The organism is Pseudomonas sp. LB3P58 (assembly GCF_054897895.1).
This window is the reverse complement of sequence record NZ_JBUBVE010000001.1, coordinates 3,068,088-3,087,953: the sequence shown is the minus strand read 5'-3', so window position 1 is coordinate 3,087,953 and position 19,866 is coordinate 3,068,088. Positions and strand designations below refer to the sequence as shown.

Genomic DNA, 19,866 nt, shown 5'->3' with positions numbered 1-19,866 from the left:
TTCACCTCATTATTTTGATTAGGGTGTGGCAACAACTCGCACGCGTAAAGGTCAGGGGAAGGGCTCGGGCTGGGCCGGCGATACGGGCAGGTTGGCGGCCTGCCAGGCGTCCAGGCCGTCGCGATACCAATACAGAGTCTTATAGCCCATGGCGGCGGCGCGCTTCACGGCGTTCCAGCTCAGCCAGCAATCGGAGCGGCAGTAGAAGACCAGCGGTTGCGCGAGATCACCTGCGGTCAATGTGTTCAGCTTACGCGCAAAATAGTCCTGCCAGTCGGGCGTCAGGTCACCGTCGCCGGTATTGGCCAGCCAATGGCTGCCGGGAAGGTTTTCGTGGGGCTGATCCTCGATGAAGCGTCCTTGCAACCACTGGCGGCGGTAGACGTCGATCAGCACCGGACTCGGTGTCTGGGTCAGCAGGGTTTGCAGGGCGGCGGTATCGATGATGCCGGCGCCCTGGACTTGATTCGGAGTCGGGCTGCGGTACAGACCGATGCGATAGCCGTCAGCGGAAAACAGCGGTGTTTCGGCCTGCGCGACGCCCAGCAACAGGCTCAGCGATAGCGCGGCGAGAGAAGGGCGTAGCAGACGACGTCGGGCACGCGGCATGGGGGTTCAATCCTTATAGTTATGAACCTATTACATGCCAGTCTCGGTGCGATTGGAATGCGACGATAGACAGGAAAACCAGTACTAAAGTAGTAATTTTCACCCAATTGAACAGAGATCCCCTGTGGGAGTCAGTTGGTTTTGCGCAGGGCGGCGTGTTGCGGGTTGAAGGTGAACACGGCGAGCAGCGCGAATATCAGCGTCAGCCCCACGCACACCGCCAGTGCCAACGGATTGAAGCGTTCATACAAGGCAAACCGCACCAGTTCCACCGCATGGGTGAACGGGTTCAATGCGCACAACCAGTACAGCCACTCGCTGGACTCGCGCATTTTCCACAGCGGATACAGCGCCGACGACAGGAAAAACAGCGGGAAGATCACAAAGTTCATCACCCCGGCAAAGTTCTCCAGCTGACGGATCGCGTTCGACAGCAACAAGCCCAATGCGCTGAGCATCAACGCCACCAGCAGCAACGCCGGTAACGCGATCAACAGCCCCATGGCCGGTGGTTGCACGCCGTACGCCCAGGCAATCGCCAGAAAGGCATAGACCTGCAACAACGAGATCAACGAGGTGGCCAACAGTTTGCTGCACAGCAGGAAAGTCCGGGGCAGGGGGCTGGTCAGCAGCACACGCATGCTGCCCATTTCCCGGTCGTAGACCATCGACAGCGAACCTTGCATGCCGTTGAACAGCAAGATCATGCAGGCAAGGCCAGGGATGATGTACACCTCATACGGAATGTAGGTGTCATAGGGCTCGATGATCGCGATCCCGAGTGCCGCGCGAAAACCGGCGGCGAACACCAGCAGCCACAGCAATGGCCGAACCAAAGCGCTGAGAAACCGCGTCCGTTGCAACACAAAGCGCAGCCATTCGCGCAGCACGATGCCGCTGAAACATTGCCAGTAGGCATTCATTGGGCGGCTCCTGAAGTCGTCAGTCGAGTGAAGGCCGAGCCGAGGTCGCCGCCGTGTTCCAGGCTCAGGGCGTCCGCCTGTCCGCTGGCGACCAGCCGACCCTGATGCAGGATTAACAAGTCGTCGCTGGGCTGCACTTCATCCAGCAAATGGGTGGTCCAGAGCACACTGATGTTCTGCTCGAGGCACAAACTGCGAATGTGTTGATTGAGCGCCAGCCGACTGGCCGGATCGAGGCCGACACTGGCCTCATCGAGCAGCAGCAGGCGCGGCTCGTGCAGCAACGCGCGGGCGATTTCCACCCGGCGACGGTGGCCGCCATTGAGTTCGCGGACCCGCTCGTGACGACGTTCGGTCAAGGCTTGGCGGGCCAGTTCGGCGTCGACCCGCAGACCGGTCTGACGCCGGGACATCCCATGCAGCGCAGCGTGATAGCGCAGGTTTTGCTCGACGCTGAGGTCCAGGTCCAGCGTGCTTTGCTGAAACACCACACCCAATTGCTTGAGCGCCGGACGCGCCGCGTTGCGTAATGAACAGCCACCGACGCGGATGTCACCGCGCTGCACATCGTAGAGTCGAGTGAGCAGGGCAATCAGCGTCGATTTGCCTGCGCCGTTTGGCCCGAGCAATGCAGCAAAACGGCCGGGCGCCAGGCTGAAACTCACCTGACGCAATGCCTCTTTCGCACCATAAGCGAAACTCAGCTCGCTGACTTCGAGTGCGTTCATGGCGTCACCACCACGCCCCACGGATAGCGCCCGACCTTGATCGACTGGGTGACTTTGAGGCTGTCGACATCGATCACCGACACGTCGCCGCTGACGCCGTTGGTGGCCAGCAATTGTTTTTGATCCGGGGTAAACGACATCTGCCAGACACGCCGCCCGACCAGCAGATAATCAAGAATCTCGAACGTTTTGGCGTCGATCACCGCCACATGATTGGCCGGGCCTAGCGCGACGAAACCGTACTTGCCGTCGGCGCTGAGCTTGATCCCCACCGGTTGGACTTTGTCCGGGTGCACGCCCTTGATCTGGAAGGTCAGGGTCTTGAGGACCTTGCGGGTGGCGACGTCGAGAATGGTCACCGTGCCGCCAATTTCCGCGGAGGCCCAGAGCTTGGAGCCATCGGGCGTGAACTCGACGAAGCGCGGCCGCTGATCCACCAGGGTGCTGTCGGCCAGGGTCTGGGTGCTGGTGTCGATCCAGTGCAGCATGTTGGTGGTTTCGCTGGTGTTCACCGCCCACTTGCCGTCGGGGCTGACGGCCATGCCTTCGGGTTCGACGCCGACGTTGATCTGACTCAGCACCTTGGAGGTTTCGGTGTCGATCACTGTCACCAACGCATCGTCTTCGTTGGAAACGTACAGCCAGCGATTATTCGGGTGCAGGGCAAATTGTTCAGGATCCTTGCCTGAGGGCAATTCCTTGATGATCTTGCGGGTGGCGACGTCCATCACCTGGACCCGGTCCGAGTCGCTGGCGCAGATGTACAGCAGCTTATTGTCGTGGGACAGCAGCAGGCCGCGCGGGCGCTGGCCGACGGGCAGGGTGTCGGTGACTTGCAGGGTCTGCAGGTCGATCAGGCTGAGGCTGTTGTCTTTTTCGTTGGAGACCCAGGCGGTGCTGGCCGCGGCGTGCCCGGCGGCGAGCAGCAGGGCCCAGAAAAGCAGGGAGCGGCAGAGCAGGGTGCGGTGCATGGCGGATTCCTTTTTTGTAATTGTTGTGGAGGGAGGATCAGGGAAAGCTGCAGCTGACCTCAGGCTTGTCGTAACCGAGGCTGTCCATCTCGTTGAAGGGGTGCAGGAAGCCGTCTTGCGGCGACGTGCTGACCAGCGCCCGGGGCTGCACGATGGGAATGGGTTGGCGCAACTGGCCGTTCCACGGCCGATAGCTGAGTTTGCGACCCTTGAAACCGTCCAGCGGTAATTGATCGCTGATTTCAAGCGTACGGATCGCCATCGCATCGACCTGACGCAGTTTGCTCACGGCACTGGCGATGCTGCGCACCGCGATCCAGGCGGCGAAATCGCGGTCATTCATCCAGCGCCCGGTCAGGGCTTCGAAGCGTTTCTGCAACTGGGCGGCGCCGTAGGTTTCCACGGTTTTGTGCCAACCCACCGGGGTCAGCCCCTGCGTGCCGGCGACCGGCCGTGGGTACCAGGTCTGGTAGGGCACGTATTCGCCGAAATCACCGCGTTCATCCGCCACCAGCACCACGTCGTATTCAGCGGTTTGGGTGAACAGCGGCATGTCGGCCTGGGCGCTGCGACGCTGATCGTTGTCGAAACTCCAGGCTTTTTCCGCGACCAGTTTCAGGCCGAAGCGTTTGGCGGCGCGGCGCAGGGCGGCGGCATAGGCTTGATCGTCGGGGGTCGGGCCGACGATCAGCAGCGCCCGTTGCCATTTGCGCACCACCAGAAATTGCGCCAGCGCATCGGCGAGCATCGCCCGACTCGGCAGGCTGTGCAGCACGTTCGGCAGGCAGTCGGTGGTGCGCAGGCTGTCGTCGGGGCTGCCGGCGTTGAACAACAAGCTGTCGGGCAGCACGGCGCTGAGCCGGCGCAGGCTGGCGGCCGGTGCGTTGACGACAAACAGGCGCAGACCTTGTTCATGTTGAGCCTTGGCGGCTTCAACCAGGGCATCGGGAGTGTCGACGTTGGCGCTGATCAGGCTGTAACTCTGGTTGAGGAAACGCCCGGTGCTGTTGCTGTCAGTAATCGCCAGTTCGGCGCCACGCAGCCCGGCATCGATCGGTTCGGGAATGACGTTCGACAGCAACGGGCCCGGATCAGGGCGATAGCCCAGGTAACCGATCTGCACCTGCAACGGCGCGTCGGCGGCCTGGCTCTGGGTCGCCAGCCCGGCGGCGCAGGCAATCGCCAACAGGTAGATCAGGGCGTAAGGGGCAAGCTGGCGCATAAGGCACTCCATTACAGGTAGCGCCAGCATAGGAACGCTGAGAGGCAGAAGGAAATATGTAGAAAGTACCAGTGAGCCAGTACCAAGGTAGTAACTCGTCCGCGATGGCGCGGTTTTAGCATGGGCAATAACGGCCATCACACGGGAGGAGATCGATCATGCGTATTCTCAAAGCGCTGCTCCTGCCGTTGCTACTGATCCTGACCTTGATCGGCGTCGACAAGCTCCACGGCCCGCGTCCCGCGCCGTTGCTGGTCTTGCCCATGACACCGGGGCGCTAGCCGTGTCGGCCCTGTGGCGGATCAAGCTCTGGGTTGTTGCAGTGGCACGACTGTCGTCAATCAGCTGACTTGGTGGGATGTGTTGCTGGGTTTTGTGTGTATATCCGTTTTTTTGGTTGCGGCCGCTATTGGTTTCACTCTTACAGCGAGTCACTTGGAAGAGCCCCAAGTAACCAAGGGCTCTTGCCCCTTTCGTTCGGTGCCTCGCTGTGGCTCGGCATGCCCTCGCTCCGGTCCTGCTCCGTGGGCTCGCCGCCATCGGCCATCCATGGCCGGGGGCGGCTAACCCGGCATCCATGCCGGGTTGCCCACTGCGCAGAACCTGCGCTCGGCCTCTCGAGGGGGCAGTGCGTCAACATCAAAAGCTGCAGGCGAGCTAACGCTCGGCCTGTTGAGTGGTGGGTGTACACCGATCAACTGTAGGAGCTGCCGAAGGCTGCGATCTTTTGATCTGTCTGCTTCTTTTGGCCGGGAAGAATTCCCGCAGGCACCTGATTCAGGTGTGCGCCACAAGCCCTACTACCAAGGAACTAGACGGCGACCACCAAAGCAGCATGGGGCTTGTGCGAAGCCCTTCCTAAGATGGGTGCCATAGCCTCTTCACAGAGGTTTTGCGTGCAATCAAGAGGGCATAACAATGAAAACAAAACGCAACGCCTTACTCGTTGCCGGACTGCTGGCCGGCTTTATCAGTGCAGGTTCGGTCTGGGCCCACGGCAACGTGGTCCCCCAGGCTGTCGCCACCCCGGGCCTGACCCCGATCAAGGACGCAGGCGTCAAGGTCGATGCCGATGGTTGGGCATCGGTGAACCCTTACCGCACTTCGCCGGAACATGATAAGGCCCTGGAAATCGGCTCCTCGGCGTACAACCAGAACTGTGCGGCCTGCCATGGCCTGGAAGCCAAATCCGGCGGTATCGCCCCCGATTTGCGCCTGCTCGATGTCGCTGATGCCGGTGATGAGTGGTTCGTCGAACGCGTGCGCCATGGCGCCGTGCGTGACGGGCGGGTCTACATGCCGAAGATGGCCGACTACCTGAGCCAGGAAGCTTTGTGGGCGGTACGCACCTATCTGGACAGCGTTCACGTCGAGGAATAACCCATGCGCCTGCTCGCTGTGTTGATCAGTGCTGTGTTGCTGTGCTGCCAGGCAGTGCAGGCGCAGGTCCGTACCTATGATGAAATGATCGCCGCCAGGGAACTGAAAGTGGCGGTCTACAAGGACTTCGCCCCCTACAGTTTCGAAGACGCCGGCCAGGCCCGTGGCGTTGATGTCGAACTCGCCGAAGCGTTGGCCAAGGCCCTCGGCGTGCGGCTCACTTTGATTTGGGCGCCGGCCGGCGAGAAACTCGACGATGACCTGCGCGATTACATCTGGCGTGCCAGTCAGTTGCACGATCTGCAACTGGCCGACCTGATGATGCGCGTGCCGTACGACCGCGATTACGCGCAGAAACGCAATGAACTGGGTGAGCTGGAAAACGGCCATGTGGTGATGTTCGGGCCGTACCAGAACGAACAATGGCAGGTTGCCTATGACCGCCGCCGGCTGGAGTCGGTGGGCAGCGTCGCCGTGTTCGAGCACCACCCGATCGGCGTCGAAGTCGACAGCGTGCCGTCGTTCTACCTGACCTCGGTGTTCAGCGGCATGCTCGCCGCCAAAACCCATCACTATCCCGGTGTGCCTCAAGCGTTCGCTGCCATGAAGGCCGGTGAAGTCGACGCGGTCATGGCCATGCGTGGCGAGATCGACTGGCAAGTGCATGAAGCGGCGGACCCGCAAGTGGCGCTGGCGGAAAACGCCTACCCGAACATGGGCAAGCAGCTGTGGGAGATCGGCATGGCGGTGCACGAAAGCAACCGTCAACTGGCCTATGCCGTGGAAGAGGCGCTGGAAGCCTTGATCCGTGATGGCTCGGTCAAAACCATTTATGGGCATTACGGCCTGCGCTATGACGTGCCCGAGATGTATCAATAGTGAACTGGCGAGCGGGTTGTCTATTGGCCTGTTGGTTACCCATCGCCGCGCACGCCGTGGACATCGACCCGGGAAAAGACCCGGTGCCGTCGGTGATGTGGGCCTTCTATCACAAGCAAATGCTCGGCGATGCGCCGTTCGTGTTCGACGATCGGGTCAAGCTGTTGGCGCCGCCCTTCGCCGAAGACGCCCGGCAAGTGCCGCTGGAAATCGACGCGCGAGCGTTCAAGGGCGAGGTGGTGAAAATCCTCGCCTGGGCTGAACTCAACCCTCTGCCGAAAATTGTCGATTTTCAGCCGCTGGACCGGGTGCTGCCGTGGCTGTCGATTCGCATCCGTATCGAACAGGCCACGCCGTTGCGTGCGGCAGTGCTGACCCGTGATGGGTTGTGGCATGTCGGCTCGACGCTGATCGATGCAGCCGGCGGTGGTTGCACGGCGCCGAGTGTGGTGCGCACTCAACCGGGCTGGGAAGAGCACATCGGCGAAGTGCTGGGCGGTCGTTATCCCCGGGGCGAGTTCAGTCGCGTGCGCTTGCAGGTGGCGCACCCGATGGACAACGGCATGGTCAGCGGCATCCCGGAATTCTTCATCAACCATGCCGAACTGCGGGATCAGAACGATCAGCTGTTGGCCCGTCTTGAGTTGTTTCCCGCCGTCAGCGAAAACCCCAACCTGGCCTTCGACATCGAAGGAGCAGGGCAGACGCGCCTGATGCTGCGCGACAACAGCGGCAATCAATTCGATGCGGCCATACCCTGACCCAAAGGAGCGCGTGATGCGCTGGATGCTGCTGTTGTTCCTCGGTTTGAGCCTGCCGGCCTTGGCGGATCTTGAATACACACTCAAGCCCCGGCAGATCGCAGAAGACACCTGGCTGCTGGAAGGCAGCACCGATAATTTCGCCAAGGCCAACGGAGGCAACATCGTCAACACCGCGTTCATCGTCACCGAACGCGGCGTGGTGGTGATCGACACCGGACCGTCGAAACGCTACGGCGAAGCGATGCGCAAGGCGATTGCCGCAACCACCGACAAACCGGTGATCGAGGTGCTGCTGACCCATCATCATCCTGATCATGTGCTCGGTAACCAGGCTTTCAGTGACGTGCCGATCGGTGCGCTGGCCGGCACCACCGAGCTGTTGCAGCAGCAGGGCGACGCCATGGCCGAGAACATGTATCGCCTGGTGGGCGACTGGATGCGCGGCACCGAAGTGGTGTTGCCGACCCGGACGCTGACGCCCGGCGTGCAAAGTTTTGGGAATCACGATCTACGTCTGCTGGGCCTGGGTGGGCACACGGGCGCGGATCTGGCTATTCTCGACCAGAAAACCGGCGTGCTGTTTGCCGGGGACCTGGTGTTTTACCAACGGGCGCTGACCACGCCCAACAGTCCGGGGCTGGCGGTGTGGCTGGCGGACATCGCCACCTTGCAAGGCTTGCCGTGGACGCTGATCGTCCCCGGCCATGGACCGGTGGCCAGCGATCAGCAGCCGTTCGAGCAAATGCGCGACTACCTCAGCTGGCTCGACCAGTTGATGCGCGATGGCGCCGCCAATGGCAGTGATATGGCCGAGATGATCCGCAGCCCCATTCCCGAACGGTTTGCGGGGATTACTCTGAGCCGTTACGAGTTGATCCGTAGCGTCAGCCATCTGTACCCGCGTTACGAGCGCGCACAAATGCCCCGTGTCGATTCCGCCGCGAGCAAATGACCAACACAAAACCCCTGTGGGAGCGAGCTTGCTCGCGATGGCGGTGTATCAGCCGACATCAATGCTGAATGTGAGGGCCTCATCGCGAGCAGGCTCGCTCCCACAGGGGTCCAATGCCGATCAACACATCTGATGTGTCATCTCCTCCGACCCGGTACTAAGGAACTAGCAATTTCAGCACTGCGGGCAATTGTTCCAAGGGCGGCGGCGCCCAAGAATCTGCACCAGACCGGGAAAATTTCCCGGGTATAACAAAAAACTGCAGAGGTAGCCGTCATGACCCAACCCGCACGTCGCCAACCCTTCGTCTTGAGCGTGCTGCTCAGTGCCATGCTGTTGTCTGGCTCGGCATTGGCCGGCGTCACTGATCAAGACATCCTCCAGGACCCCAAGAACCCGGGGCAGATCGTCACCAACGGTTTGGGCGTCCAGGGTCAACGCTACAGTCCGCTGGATACGCTCAACGTCAACAACGTGAAGGACTTGCGGCCGGTCTGGGCGTTCTCCTTCGGCGGTGAAAAACAACGCGGTCAGCAAGCACAGCCGATGATCAAGGACGGCGTCATGTACATGACCGGTTCCTACTCACGGGTGTTTGCGGTGGATGCGCGCACCGGCAAGAAACTCTGGCAATACGATGCGCGCCTGCCCGATGACATCCGCCCTTGCTGCGACGTGATCAACCGTGGTGTCGCGCTGTACGGCGACCTGGTGATTTTCGGTACCCTCGACGCCAAGCTCGTGGCCCTGAACAAAGACACCGGCAAAGTCGTCTGGAGCAAGAAAGTTGCCGACCACAAGGAAGGCTATTCGATCAGCGCCGCGCCATTGGTGATCAACGGCAAACTGATTACCGGCGTCGCCGGTGGCGAGTTCGGGGTGGTTGGCAAGATCGAAGCTTACGACCCGAAAAACGGCGACCTGTTGTGGACCCGTCCAACCGTCGAAGGCCACATGGGCTACACCTACAAGGATGGCAAAGCGATAGAGAACGGCATCTCCGGCGGTGAAGCCGGCAAGACCTGGCCCGGTGACCTCTGGAAAACCGGCGGCGCCGCCCCTTGGCTAGGCGGTTACTACGACCCGGAAACCAATCTGCTGCTGTTCGGCACCGGCAACCCGGCGCCGTGGAACTCGCACCTGCGTCCTGGCGACAACCTCTACTCGTCGTCGCGTCTGGCGCTCAATCCGGATGACGGCACCATCAAGTGGCACTTCCAGAGCACGCCTCACGACGGCTGGGACTATGACGGCGTAAACGAGCTGGTCTCGTTCAACTACACCGAAGGCGGCAAAGAGATCAAAGCCGCCGCGACCGCTGACCGTAACGGTTTCTTCTACGTGCTGGACCGCACCAACGGCAAATTCATTCGCGGCTTCCCGTTCGTGGACAAGATCACTTGGGCTACCGGCCTGGATAAAGACGGTCGGCCGATCTACAACGAAGCCAGCCGCCCAGGCGCGCCCGGCACCGAAGCCAAAGGCAGTTCGGTATTCGTAGCCCCGGCGTTCCTCGGCGCGAAAAACTGGATGCCGATGGCCTACAACAAGGACACCGGATTGTTCTATGTGCCGTCCAACGAATGGGGCATGGACATCTGGAACGAAGGCATCGCCTACAAGAAAGGCGCGGCGTTCCTCGGTGCCGGTTTCACCATCAAGCCATTGAATGAAGACTACATCGGCGTGCTGCGCGCCATCGACCCGAAAACCGGCAAGGAAGTCTGGCGCCACAAGAACTACGCGCCGCTGTGGGGTGGCGTGCTGACCACCAAGGGCAATCTGGTGTTCACCGGTACGCCGGAAGGTTTCCTCCAAGCGTTCAATGCCAAGACCGGCGAGAAAGTCTGGGAATTCCAGACCGGCTCCGGCGTACTCGGCTCGCCTGTGACCTGGGAAATGGACGGCGAACAGTACGTCTCGGTTCTCTCCGGCTGGGGCGGCGCCGTACCGCTGTGGGGCGGCGAAGTGGCCAAGCGCATCAAGGACTTCAACCAGGGCGGCATGCTCTGGACCTTCAAGCTGCCGAAAGACCTGGTCGCCAAGCACTGATCAACCTGAATACGCCGCATAACCCTGTGGGAGCGGGCTTGCTCGCGAAAGCGGTGTGTCAGTCACAGCTGTTCTGACTGAATGGACGCCTTCGCGAGCAAGCCCGCTCCCACATTGGATGTGGGCAAATCTACTACCAAATAACGAGAGTCCTCCTGCCAACGGCGCATTCGTCTGACGCGCAGGGCTCTCTACTATCGGTTCATCGCCTGTTTGCCCGACAGGCATCGACCCAGACAGAGGCCCACCATGATCTACGCACAACCTGGTACACCTGGCGCCGTCGTTACGTTTAAACCGCGCTACGGCAATTTCATCGGCGGCGAGTTCGTCGCCCCGGTCAATGGTGAGTACTTCACCAACTCTTCGCCGGTCAACGGTGAAGTGATCGCCGAATTCCCTCGCTCCAGCGCCGCCGACATCGAAAAAGCCCTCGACGCAGCGCATGCCGCGGCGGACGCCTGGGGCAAGACATCGGCGCAGGACCGCTCCCTGGTGCTGCTGAAAATCGCCGACCGCATCGAACAAAATCTGGAAATCCTCGCCGTCACCGAAACCTGGGACAACGGCAAAGCCGTGCGCGAAACCCTCAACGCCGACGTGCCACTGGCTGCCGACCATTTCCGTTACTTCGCCGGGTGCATCCGCGCTCAAGAGGGCGGTGCCGCCGAGATCAATGAGCTGACCACCGCCTATCATTTCCACGAGCCGCTGGGCGTGGTCGGACAGATCATTCCGTGGAACTTCCCGCTGCTGATGGCCGCGTGGAAACTCGCCCCGGCCCTCGCAGCCGGTAACTGCGTGGTCCTCAAACCCGCCGAGCAGACGCCGCTGTCGATCATGGTCTTCGCTGAGTTGATCGCCGACTTGCTGCCACCCGGCGTGCTGAACATCGTTCAGGGCTTCGGTCGCGAAGCCGGTGAGGCGCTGGCCACCAGCAAGCGCATCGCCAAGATCGCCTTCACCGGTTCCACCCCGATTGGCGCGCACATCATGAAATGCGCGGCCGAGAACATCATTCCGAGCACTGTCGAACTGGGCGGCAAGTCGCCGAACATCTTCTTCGAAGACATCATGCAAGCCGAGCCGCAGTTCATCGAGAAAGCCGCCGAAGGTTTGGTGCTGGCGTTCTTCAACCAGGGCGAAGTCTGCACCTGTCCATCGCGAGCGCTGGTGCAGGAGTCGATCTACGACGACTTCATGAAAGTGGTGATGCAGAAGATCGTCAAGATCAAGCGCGGCAACCCGCTGGACACCGAAACCATGGTCGGCGCCCAGGCGTCCGAGCAGCAATACGACAAGATCCTCTCGTACCTGAAAATTGCCCAGGAAGAGGGCGCGGAGCTGCTCACCGGCGGCGCGGCCGAGCGTCTTGAGGGCGACTTGTCGACGGGTTATTACATCCAACCGACCCTGCTCAAGGGCCACAACAAAATGCGCGTGTTCCAGGAAGAAATCTTCGGCCCGGTGGTGGGTATCACCACCTTCAAGGACGAAGCCGAAGCCCTGGCGATTGCCAACGACAGCGAGTTCGGCCTCGGCGCCGGTCTGTGGACCCGCGACATCAACCGTGCCTACCGCATGGGCCGGGCGATCAAGGCCGGGCGCGTGTGGACCAACTGCTACCACCTGTACCCGGCCCACGCCGCGTTTGGTGGCTACAAGAAATCCGGTGTCGGCCGTGAAAACCACAAGATGATGCTCGACCACTATCAGCAGACCAAAAACCTGCTGGTGAGCTACGACATCAATCCGATGGGGTTCTTCTAACTCCGTAAGCACACCGCAAACCCTGTGGGAGCGGGCTTGCTCGCGAAAGCGGTCTGTCAGTCAACCAATGTGTTGGATGTGACGCCGCCTTCGCGAGCAAGCCCGCTCCCACATTGGTTTTGTGTGTATCGGAAAACCGCGCGCACCCCCTACCAATGCACGCCGCCACCTCGTTCGAAAGTAGCATTTGGGTGCCTGGCCCCTCGTGCATTAATGGCTTTACCGGAATCGTCCGGCATAAGAAGAGGATTGACCCATGTGGACTAAACCCGCGTTTACCGATCTGCGCATTGGCTTCGAAGTGACGATGTATTTCGCCAACCGCTGATTGTTCACCCGGCCAGCTGTTGCGTTGGCCGGGCCTGCCTTCTGGAGCATTGCCCATGCACATTCGCGTTCTCGGATCCGCCGCTGGCGGTGGTTTTCCGCAATGGAATTGCAACTGCCGCCAGTGCGCCGCGATGCGCAATGGCAGCCTGCGGGCCCAACGGCGCACCCAGTCCTCGATTGCCCTGAGCGACAACGGTGTGGATTGGGTGCTGTGCAATGCTTCACCGGACATTCGCGCGCAACTCGAGAGTTTCGCGCCGCTGCAACCGGCGCGCCGGGTGCGTGACACGGCGATTGCCGGCGTCGTCCTGCTGGACAGCCAGATCGATCACTGCACCGGCCTGTTGAGTCTGCGCGAAGGCTGCCCGCATTCGGTCTGGTGCACCGAACGGGTCCATGAAGACCTGAGCAGCGGCTTCCCCTTGTTCACCATGCTCAAGCATTGGAACGGCGGGTTGCAGTGGCAACCGGTCGGACTGGACCGCGAGCCCTTCAGCATTCCGGCTTGCGCGCACCTGCGATTTCGCGCAATCCCCTTGGTCAGTAACGCACCGCCGTACTCGCCCAATCGCGGCAATCCGCAACCGGGCGACACCATCGGCTTGTTTATCGAAGACCGGCGCAGCGGTGCTTCGCTGTTCTACGCGCCGGGCCTGGGACAAGTCGACGACGAGGTGCTGAGCTGGATGCAACGCGCCGATTGCCTGTTGCTGGACGGCACCTTGTGGCGCGACGACGAGATGCGAGTCTGCGAAGTCGGCCAGAACCTGGGCAGTGAAATGGGTCACCTGTCGCAAAGCGGCCCTGGCGGAATGATCGACATCCTTGAAGGCTTCCTCCGCCAGCGCAAGGTGCTGATCCACATCAACAACACCAACCCGATCCTCGATGAAGACTCGGCCGAGCGGGCGTTGCTGGAGCGGCGCGGGATCGAAGTGGCGTTTGACGGCATGAGTATTGAGCTGTAGCGGATGGCCTCATCGCGAGCAAGCTCGCTCCCACAGTGGATCTGTTGCGAACTTGAGTCCCCTGTGGGAGCGAGCTTGCTCGCGATGAGGCCAGACCAGACACAGCAAAGCTTCCAGGAGAACCGCAATGACTGACACCCCAATGTCCCCCGCCGAATTCGAAGCGGCCCTGCGCGCCAAAGGCGCCTACTACCACATCCACCATCCGTTCCACCAAGCCATGTACGCCGGCCGATCAACCCGCGAGCAGATTCAAGGCTGGGTCGCCAATCGCTTCTACTACCAGGTGAACATCCCCCTGAAGGACGCAGCGATTCTCGCCAACTGCCCGGACCGCGACGTGCGCCGGGAATGGCTGCAACGAATCCTCGATCACGACGGTGCACCCGGCAGCGAAGGCGGGATCGAAGCCTGGCTGCGGCTGGGCGAAGCGGTGGGGCTGGATCGCGAGCAAATCCTTTCACAGGAATTGGTGCTGCCCGGTGTCCGTTTCGCCGTCGACGCCTACGTTAATTTCGCCCGTCGCGCCTGTTGGCAGGAAGCCGCCAGCAGTTCGCTGACCGAACTGTTTGCGCCACAGATCCACCAATCCCGGCTCGATGCCTGGCCAACCCATTACCCGTGGATCAACGTCGGCGGTTACGACTATTTCCGTAATCGCCTGAGTCAGGCGCGACGGGATGTCGAGCATGGTTTGCGCATCACTCTGGCGCACTACGTCACGGTCGAAGGCCAGCAACGCATGCTGGAAATCCTCCAATTCAAGCTCGACGTGCTGTGGAGCATGCTCGACGCCATGAGCATGGCCTACGAGCTGGAACGCCCGCCGTATCACAGCGTCACCACGGAGCAGGTCTGGCATCGGGGGATTGCCCTGTGAGCCTGATCAACCGCGAGCAATCACCGTCGCTGCGCCAGGGTTTTCGCCTGCAATGGGAACCTCGTCAGGACTGTCACGTGCTGCTGTACCCCGAAGGCATGATCAAACTCAACACCAGTGCCGGGCAGATCCTCGATCTGGTGGACGGCCAGCGCAGTGTTGCGGCGATCATTGATCGACTGTCTGAGAGTTTCCCCGGCGTACCGGGGATCGACGAAGACGTGCTGGCATTTCTGGAGGTGGCCCATGCTCAATTCTGGATCGAGTGACTCGCGTCCGGGTCCGCCGCTGTGGCTGTTGGCGGAGCTGACCTACCGTTGCCCGCTGCAATGCCCGTATTGCTCCAACCCGCTGGACTTTGCCCAATCAGGCGAAGAGTTGAGCACCGAAGAATGGATCCGGGTGTTCCGCGAGGCCCGGGAGATGGGCGCCGCGCAACTGGGTTTTTCCGGCGGTGAACCGTTAGTTCGCCAAGACCTGGCCGAATTGATCAAGGCCGCCCGGGACATGGGTTACTACACCAACCTGATCACCTCGGGCATCGGCCTGACCGAGCAGAAAGTGCGCGATTTCAAGGTCGCGGGGCTGGACCATATCCAGATCAGCTTCCAGGCCGCGGACGAAGCGGTGAACAACATGCTCGCCGGCTCGCGCAAAGCCTTCGCGCAGAAACTGGCGATGGCCCGGGCGGTAAAGGCCCAGGGCTATCCGATGGTGCTGAACTTCGTCACCCATCGGCACAACATCGACCAGATCGCGCAGATCATCGATTTGTGCCTGGAACTGGAAGCGGATTTCGTCGAATTGGCGACGTGTCAGTTCTACGGCTGGGCCGAACTCAACCGGGTTGGCCTGTTGCCCACTCGTGAGCAATTGCAGCGTGCCGAGCGCATCACCAACGAATATCGTGAGCGTCTTGAAGCGCAAGGCCACCCGTGCAAGCTGATCTTCGTCACCCCGGATTACTACGAAGAACGCCCCAAGACCTGCATGAACGGCTGGGCCAATCTGTTTCTCGACATCACCCCCGACGGCACGGCGTTACCTTGCCATAGCGCCCGACAGTTGCCGGTGCAGTTTCCCAATGTGCGCGAGCACAGTATCGAGCACATCTGGACTGATTCTTTCGGTTTCAATCGCTTTCGTGGCGATGACTGGATGAAGGAGCCGTGCCGCTCCTGCGATGAAAAGCACAAGGACCTGGGTGGCTGCCGCTGCCAGGCATTCATGCTGACCGGCGACGCCGCCAACGCGGACCCGGTGTGCAGCAAGTCACCGCACCACGGTGTGATTCTCAAGGCCCGCGAGGAAGCCGAGGCACCGGGGCTAGGCATGGAACACCTGACGTTGCGTAACGAGAAGGCTTCGCGACTGATCTACCGCGGATGAATCAAGATGTGCGTCCGACGCAAATCCCCTGTGGGAGCGAGCTTGCTCGCGATGACGGAGTGTCAGGCAACATCAATGGTGACTGGAAGATAGCCATCGCGAGCAGGCTCGCTCCCACAGGGGTATTCCGGTGAATTCAGAGTCTGACTGCTACCCATTGGTCTGATTGCATTCACAGCCGGATGCTTTAGTGTGGACGTTACCTTCCAAAACAATAAAAACAGGCTTTCCAATGAGCCAGAGTCTTAGTCAACTGCGTAAATTCGTTTCGCCTGAAATCATCTTTGGTGCCGGCTGTCGGCACAACGTCGGCAATTGCGCCAAAACCTTTGGTGCCCGCAAGGTCCTGCTGGTCAGTGATCCCGGTGTGATTGCCGCCGGTTGGGTGGCCGACGTCGAGGCCAGCCTGCAAGCCCAGGGCATCGAATACGTCCTGTACAGCGCGGTCTCGCCCAACCCGCGGGTCGAAGAAGTGATGCTCGGTGCCGATCTGTACCGGGAAAATCATTGCGATGTGATCGTGGCCGTCGGTGGGGGCAGCCCGATGGATTGCGGCAAAGGCATCGGCATTGTCGTTGCCCATGGTCGCAGCATCCTCGAATTCGAAGGCGTGGACACCATCCGTGTCCCGAGCCCGCCGCTGATCCTGATTCCGACCACCGCCGGGACCTCGGCCGATGTCTCGCAATTCGTGATCATCTCCAACCAGCAAGAACGCATGAAGTTTTCCATCGTCAGTAAGGCGGTGGTGCCGGACGTGTCGTTGATCGACCCGGAAACCACGTTGAGCATGGACCCGTTCCTGTCGGCCTGTACCGGCATCGATGCGTTGGTGCATGCCATCGAAGCGTTTGTTTCCACCGGTCACGGGCCGTTGACCGATCCCCATGCACTGGAGGCGATGCGCCTGATCAACGGCAACCTGGTGCAGATGATCGCCAACCCCAACGACATCGCCCTGCGCGAGAAAATCATGCTCGGCAGCATGCAGGCCGGGCTGGCGTTCTCCAACGCGATCCTCGGCGCGGTGCATGCCATGTCCCACAGCCTGGGCGGTTTTCTCGATCTGCCGCACGGTTTATGCAACGCGGTGCTGGTGGAACACGTGGTGGCGTTCAACTACAGCTCCGCACCCGAGCGCTTCAAGGTGATCGCCGAGACCTTTGGCATCGATTGCCGGGGCCTCAATCACCGGCAGATTTGCGGGCGTCTGGTCGAGCATTTGATCGCGTTGAAACATGCGATCGGCTTCCACGAAACCCTGGGACTGCACGGGGTCAGCACTGCGGACATTCCGTTCCTGTCGCAACACGCCATGCACGATCCGTGCATCCTGACCAACCCGCGCGAGTCCAGTCAGCGTGATGTCGAGGTCGTCTATGGCGAAGCCCTCTGACGAACAGCAACGGGCGCTGGCAGGGTTACTGGGATTAGGCAGCCACTCGGCGCGCAAGAGTCATTACCCGGAACTGGCCGCGCGCCTCGACGAGCTGGAAACCGAGCGCAATCGCTATAAATGGCTGTTTGAGAACGCGGTCCACGGCATCTTTCAGGCCAGCCTCCTGGAAGGCATGCGCGCCGCCAATCCGGGACTGGCGCGGATGCTCGGCTACGACAATCCCCAGGAAGTGCTGTTTTCCCTGGCGGATCTGGCGAGCAACCTGTTTGTCGGTGGTGCACAGGAACTGGAAAATATTGGCGAAATCCTCAGGCACCAGGGCAGCCTGCATGGCTACGAAACCCAATTGCGGCGCAAGGATGGCAGCAGCCTTGATGTGCTGATGAACCTGTTGCTCAAGCCCGATCAGGAAGGGCTGGTGGAAGGGTTTGTCGCCGACATCACCGAACGCAAACTCGCCCAGCAGCGCCTGCAGCAACTCAACGACGAACTGGAACAGCGCGTCACCGCGCGCACCGACGAGTTGCTGGAAGCCAACCGCAACCTGCAACAGCAGATCACCCAGCGTAAACAGATCGCCCAAGCCTTGCGCGATGCCCGGGACGCCGCTGAGGCCGCCAATCGCAGCAAGGACAAATACCTCGCCGCCGCCAGTCATGACCTGTTGCAACCGCTCAACGCCGCGCGTTTGCTGATCTCGACCCTGCGCGAGCGCAAGCTGCCTGACGTCGAGCAAGTGCTGGTGGAGCGTACGCACCAGGCGCTGGAAGGGGCGGAAGATTTGCTCACCGATTTGCTGGATATTTCCCGGCTCGATCAGGCGGCGGTCAAACCGGACATTGCGCTGTACCGTCTCGATGAATTGCTCGCGCCGCTGGTGTCGGAGTTCCAGTCAGTGGCCCAGGCTGAAGGGTTGAACCTGCGGGTGCACATGGGCGATTACGCCATCAGCACCGACTTGCGCCTGATGACGCGGATCCTGCGCAACTTCCTCAGCAACGCCTGCCGCTACACCGACGAGGGCAGCATCCTGCTGGGGGCCAGACGCCGGGGTGAAATGCTGCGCCTGGAAGTCTGGGACACTGGGCGCGGGATCGCGGCGGACCGACTGGATTCGATTTTCCTCGAGTTCAACCAACTGGACGTCGGCCGCGCCGCCGACCGCAAGGGTGTGGGCCTTGGGCTAGCCATCGTTGAGCGCATCGCCAAGATCCTCGGCTATAAAGTCGGGGTTCATTCGTTGCCGGGGCGCGGTTCGATGTTCAGCATCGACGTGCCGATTTCCCATGAGATTCCGCTGCCGATCAGCCTGGCGGCACCACAACCCGGCACCGGCAATCCACTGCCAGGCCGGCGTTTGCTGGTGCTGGACAACGAAGTGAGCATCCTCGAAAGCATGAGCGCGCTGCTCGGGCAATGGGGTTGCGAGGTGGTCACGGCCACCGATGAATTCTCCGCACTGGCAGCCTTGCAGGGGCGACCGCCGGAACTGATTCTGGCGGACTACCACCTCGATCACGGGGTGGTGGGCTGTGATGTGGTCAGGCATTTGCGTGAGCATTACCACCAGGTGATTCCTGCGGTCATCATCACCGCAGACCGCACGGATCAATGTCGGCGCTCATTGCAGAGACTCGACGCACCGCTGCTGAACAAACCGGTGAAACCCGGCAAGTTGCGTGCGGTGCTCAGTCAGTTGCTGGGGTAGCGATAGTGCAGGCTGAAACCGAGCTCGGCTGACTCGCCTTGCGCCAGCAATCGCAACCCCGGTCGACCGGGCAGGTGATGCGCGTTGACCGGGTGGCTCACCGGTTCGATACAGAAAAAATCCAGGCCCACCGGGCAGTAGAGCAGGAAGTAATCGCTGCCCGTGGCGCGGCATTCCAGCTCATAGCCCAACGCTGGCTGGCGGATCAGGCAGTGGCCGTCCCATTCGCAGAAACCGTTGTCGACCAATGTGTCGGGCAGCGCCTTGAGCGACTGGAAATCCCATTCGGCCGGCAAGGGGCTGAGGTGTGTCGGCAGTTTGGTCTCGTCACACAACCAGACCTGCCGGGCTTGCGCCTGCAACTGGGTGCCCGTGGTACGCGGGAAGTAAGGATGCAAACCGAGCCCATGCCAGGCAGGGCTTTCGGCCAGATGGGTGACCTTGAGATCAAGGCTCAGCTTGCCGTCGCTCAAATGGAATCGTTGCCGGGCGCGATAGGTGAAGGGCGTGGTGCTGTCGAGTTGCAGGACGATTTCATCGCGCGTCTGCGAAACCACCTGCCACGGTTGCTGCCAGGCGCTGCCGTGAATCGGCATGGGATCGGTGAGGCTGTTGGGTGTCAGTGCCAGCCAGCCCTCGGGGCATTCAAAGCCGCCTTCGGAAATTCGGTTCGACCACGGCGCCAAGGGGAAATAGCCGAGTTTGCCGGGCAGACCGGTGTTCAGCGCGTGAGCATCGCTGTGGCGCAACAGCGGCAGACCCGTGCCGCGCACGCTCCAGTTGACGATGCTGCCACCGAGTTGCGGGGCGAGGGTGAGATGGGTGAATTCGTCTTCGAGGTTAAGCAACGCTGGCGTCATTTCAATTGAGCTCTGATGTGAGAACACCGCTGAGCCTTGTAGCAGCTGGCGAAGCCTGCGTTCGGCTGCGAAGCAGTCGTAA

General features: G+C 61.1%; 20 protein-coding genes. 14 read left to right on the top strand and 6 right to left on the bottom strand.

Annotation, left to right across the window (positions count from 1 at the left end):
* Positions 1-51: 51 nt before the first annotated feature.
* The 5 genes from ACYZTZ_RS14255 to ACYZTZ_RS14235 all read right to left on the bottom strand — a co-directional run bounded on the left by ACYZTZ_RS14255 (position 52) and on the right by ACYZTZ_RS14235 (position 4,453).
* Positions 52-609: a PQQ-dependent catabolism-associated CXXCW motif protein gene (locus ACYZTZ_RS14255; RefSeq protein WP_461998661.1), complete on the bottom strand. Its 558-nt coding sequence runs from the start codon at positions 607-609 to the stop codon at positions 52-54.
* Positions 610-740: 131 nt separating this feature from the next.
* A complete protein-coding gene (locus ACYZTZ_RS14250; protein ID WP_461998659.1) occupies positions 741-1,532 on the bottom strand; it encodes an ABC transporter permease in 792 nt (263 codons plus the stop codon).
* A complete protein-coding gene (locus ACYZTZ_RS14245; protein WP_461998658.1) occupies positions 1,529-2,260 on the bottom strand; it encodes an ABC transporter ATP-binding protein in 732 nt (243 codons plus the stop codon). The genes ACYZTZ_RS14250 and ACYZTZ_RS14245 overlap by 4 nt, the downstream gene beginning before the upstream one ends.
* A complete protein-coding gene (locus ACYZTZ_RS14240) occupies positions 2,257-3,231 on the bottom strand; it encodes a YVTN family beta-propeller repeat protein (protein WP_461998657.1) in 975 nt (324 codons plus the stop codon). Before ACYZTZ_RS14240 ends, ACYZTZ_RS14245 begins: the two co-directional genes overlap by 4 nt.
* A 37-nt stretch (positions 3,232-3,268) precedes the next feature.
* On the bottom strand, positions 3,269-4,453 hold the full coding sequence (locus ACYZTZ_RS14235; RefSeq protein ID WP_461998656.1) for an ABC transporter substrate-binding protein: 1,185 nt from the start codon (positions 4,451-4,453) through the stop codon (positions 3,269-3,271).
* Positions 4,454-4,611: 158 nt separating this feature from the next.
* On the opposite strand from ACYZTZ_RS14235, the gene ACYZTZ_RS14230 reads away from it, so the two are divergent.
* From ACYZTZ_RS14230 to ACYZTZ_RS14165, 14 genes are all read left to right on the top strand, one after another.
* Complete coding sequence (locus ACYZTZ_RS14230) at positions 4,612-4,734, top strand: hypothetical protein (protein WP_008149743.1); 123 nt, start codon at positions 4,612-4,614, stop codon at positions 4,732-4,734.
* Positions 4,735-5,371: 637 nt separating this feature from the next.
* On the top strand, positions 5,372-5,833 hold the full coding sequence (pedF, locus tag ACYZTZ_RS14225) for a cytochrome c-550 PedF (protein ID WP_046048908.1): 462 nt from the start codon (positions 5,372-5,374) through the stop codon (positions 5,831-5,833).
* A gap of 3 nt (positions 5,834-5,836) precedes the next feature.
* On the top strand, positions 5,837-6,712 hold the full coding sequence (locus ACYZTZ_RS14220) for a substrate-binding periplasmic protein (protein WP_461998655.1): 876 nt from the start codon (positions 5,837-5,839) through the stop codon (positions 6,710-6,712).
* Entirely contained in the window at positions 6,712-7,473 is a 762-nt protein-coding gene (locus tag ACYZTZ_RS14215) for a quinoprotein dehydrogenase-associated SoxYZ-like carrier (RefSeq protein ID WP_056741727.1), read from the top strand. The genes ACYZTZ_RS14220 and ACYZTZ_RS14215 overlap by 1 nt, the downstream gene beginning before the upstream one ends.
* Before the next feature lie 16 nt (positions 7,474-7,489).
* Positions 7,490-8,428: a quinoprotein relay system zinc metallohydrolase 1 gene (locus ACYZTZ_RS14210; protein ID WP_461998654.1), complete on the top strand. Its 939-nt coding sequence runs from the start codon at positions 7,490-7,492 to the stop codon at positions 8,426-8,428.
* Between the two features lie 276 nt (positions 8,429-8,704).
* The gene (locus tag ACYZTZ_RS14205; RefSeq protein ID WP_461998653.1) at positions 8,705-10,480 is read left to right on the top strand and encodes a PQQ-dependent methanol/ethanol family dehydrogenase; all 1,776 of its coding nucleotides are present in this window, start codon (positions 8,705-8,707) and stop codon (positions 10,478-10,480) included.
* 249 nt (positions 10,481-10,729) lie between these two features.
* Complete coding sequence (exaC, locus tag ACYZTZ_RS14200) at positions 10,730-12,250, top strand: acetaldehyde dehydrogenase ExaC (protein WP_056741730.1); 1,521 nt, start codon at positions 10,730-10,732, stop codon at positions 12,248-12,250.
* 256 nt (positions 12,251-12,506) lie between these two features.
* On the top strand, positions 12,507-12,578 hold the full coding sequence (gene pqqA, locus ACYZTZ_RS14195; protein ID WP_003253598.1) for a pyrroloquinoline quinone precursor peptide PqqA: 72 nt from the start codon (positions 12,507-12,509) through the stop codon (positions 12,576-12,578).
* Positions 12,579-12,633: 55 nt separating this feature from the next.
* Complete coding sequence (pqqB, locus tag ACYZTZ_RS14190) at positions 12,634-13,548, top strand: pyrroloquinoline quinone biosynthesis protein PqqB (RefSeq protein ID WP_461998652.1); 915 nt, start codon at positions 12,634-12,636, stop codon at positions 13,546-13,548.
* A gap of 127 nt (positions 13,549-13,675) precedes the next feature.
* Positions 13,676-14,428 (top strand): pyrroloquinoline-quinone synthase PqqC, encoded by a 753-nt coding sequence (gene pqqC / locus ACYZTZ_RS14185; protein ID WP_461998651.1) that lies wholly within the window; start codon positions 13,676-13,678, stop codon positions 14,426-14,428.
* Positions 14,425-14,697, top strand: coding sequence for a pyrroloquinoline quinone biosynthesis peptide chaperone PqqD (pqqD, locus tag ACYZTZ_RS14180; protein WP_046048900.1), 273 nt, complete (start codon positions 14,425-14,427; stop codon positions 14,695-14,697). The genes pqqC and pqqD overlap by 4 nt, the downstream gene beginning before the upstream one ends.
* Positions 14,675-15,817: a pyrroloquinoline quinone biosynthesis protein PqqE gene (gene pqqE, locus ACYZTZ_RS14175; protein WP_102616694.1), complete on the top strand. Its 1,143-nt coding sequence runs from the start codon at positions 14,675-14,677 to the stop codon at positions 15,815-15,817. The genes pqqD and pqqE overlap by 23 nt, the downstream gene beginning before the upstream one ends.
* Before the next feature lie 232 nt (positions 15,818-16,049).
* Positions 16,050-17,213 carry an alcohol dehydrogenase-like regulatory protein ErcA gene (ercA, locus tag ACYZTZ_RS14170; RefSeq protein WP_008149766.1) on the top strand — a complete coding sequence of 388 codons (1,164 nt, stop codon included), beginning with the start codon at positions 16,050-16,052 and terminating at the stop codon, positions 17,211-17,213.
* On the top strand, positions 17,197-18,924 hold the full coding sequence (locus ACYZTZ_RS14165) for a hybrid sensor histidine kinase/response regulator (RefSeq protein ID WP_461998650.1): 1,728 nt from the start codon (positions 17,197-17,199) through the stop codon (positions 18,922-18,924). Before ercA ends, ACYZTZ_RS14165 begins: the two co-directional genes overlap by 17 nt.
* Here the strand turns inward: ACYZTZ_RS14165 and ACYZTZ_RS14160 are convergent.
* The gene (locus tag ACYZTZ_RS14160; RefSeq protein ID WP_461998649.1) at positions 18,909-19,784 is read right to left on the bottom strand and encodes an aldose 1-epimerase; all 876 of its coding nucleotides are present in this window, start codon (positions 19,782-19,784) and stop codon (positions 18,909-18,911) included. The genes ACYZTZ_RS14165 and ACYZTZ_RS14160 overlap by 16 nt on opposite strands.
* Positions 19,785-19,866: the final 82 nt, after the last annotated feature.

What these genes read in the sequence shown, in the direction of transcription:
- ACYZTZ_RS14255 (WP_461998661.1), bottom strand. Translation starts at nt 609, where the DNA reads ATGCCGCGTGCCCGACGTCGTCTGCTACGCCCTTCTCTCGCCGCGCTA.
- ACYZTZ_RS14250 (WP_461998659.1), bottom strand. Translation starts at nt 1,532, where the DNA reads ATGAATGCCTACTGGCAATGTTTCAGCGGCATCGTGCTGCGCGAATGG.
- ACYZTZ_RS14245 (WP_461998658.1), bottom strand. Translation starts at nt 2,260, where the DNA reads ATGAACGCACTCGAAGTCAGCGAGCTGAGTTTCGCTTATGGTGCGAAA.
- ACYZTZ_RS14240 (WP_461998657.1), bottom strand. Translation starts at nt 3,231, where the DNA reads ATGCACCGCACCCTGCTCTGCCGCTCCCTGCTTTTCTGGGCCCTGCTG.
- ACYZTZ_RS14235 (WP_461998656.1), bottom strand. Translation starts at nt 4,453, where the DNA reads ATGCGCCAGCTTGCCCCTTACGCCCTGATCTACCTGTTGGCGATTGCC.
- ACYZTZ_RS14230 (WP_008149743.1), top strand. Translation starts at nt 4,612, where the DNA reads ATGCGTATTCTCAAAGCGCTGCTCCTGCCGTTGCTACTGATCCTGACC.
- pedF (WP_046048908.1), top strand. Translation starts at nt 5,372, where the DNA reads ATGAAAACAAAACGCAACGCCTTACTCGTTGCCGGACTGCTGGCCGGC.
- ACYZTZ_RS14220 (WP_461998655.1), top strand. Translation starts at nt 5,837, where the DNA reads ATGCGCCTGCTCGCTGTGTTGATCAGTGCTGTGTTGCTGTGCTGCCAG.
- ACYZTZ_RS14210 (WP_461998654.1), top strand. Translation starts at nt 7,490, where the DNA reads ATGCGCTGGATGCTGCTGTTGTTCCTCGGTTTGAGCCTGCCGGCCTTG.
- ACYZTZ_RS14205 (WP_461998653.1), top strand. Translation starts at nt 8,705, where the DNA reads ATGACCCAACCCGCACGTCGCCAACCCTTCGTCTTGAGCGTGCTGCTC.
- exaC (WP_056741730.1), top strand. Translation starts at nt 10,730, where the DNA reads ATGATCTACGCACAACCTGGTACACCTGGCGCCGTCGTTACGTTTAAA.
- pqqB (WP_461998652.1), top strand. Translation starts at nt 12,634, where the DNA reads ATGCACATTCGCGTTCTCGGATCCGCCGCTGGCGGTGGTTTTCCGCAA.
- pqqC (WP_461998651.1), top strand. Translation starts at nt 13,676, where the DNA reads ATGACTGACACCCCAATGTCCCCCGCCGAATTCGAAGCGGCCCTGCGC.
- pqqE (WP_102616694.1), top strand. Translation starts at nt 14,675, where the DNA reads ATGCTCAATTCTGGATCGAGTGACTCGCGTCCGGGTCCGCCGCTGTGG.
- ercA (WP_008149766.1), top strand. Translation starts at nt 16,050, where the DNA reads ATGAGCCAGAGTCTTAGTCAACTGCGTAAATTCGTTTCGCCTGAAATC.
- ACYZTZ_RS14165 (WP_461998650.1), top strand. Translation starts at nt 17,197, where the DNA reads ATGGCGAAGCCCTCTGACGAACAGCAACGGGCGCTGGCAGGGTTACTG.
- ACYZTZ_RS14160 (WP_461998649.1), bottom strand. Translation starts at nt 19,784, where the DNA reads ATGACGCCAGCGTTGCTTAACCTCGAAGACGAATTCACCCATCTCACC.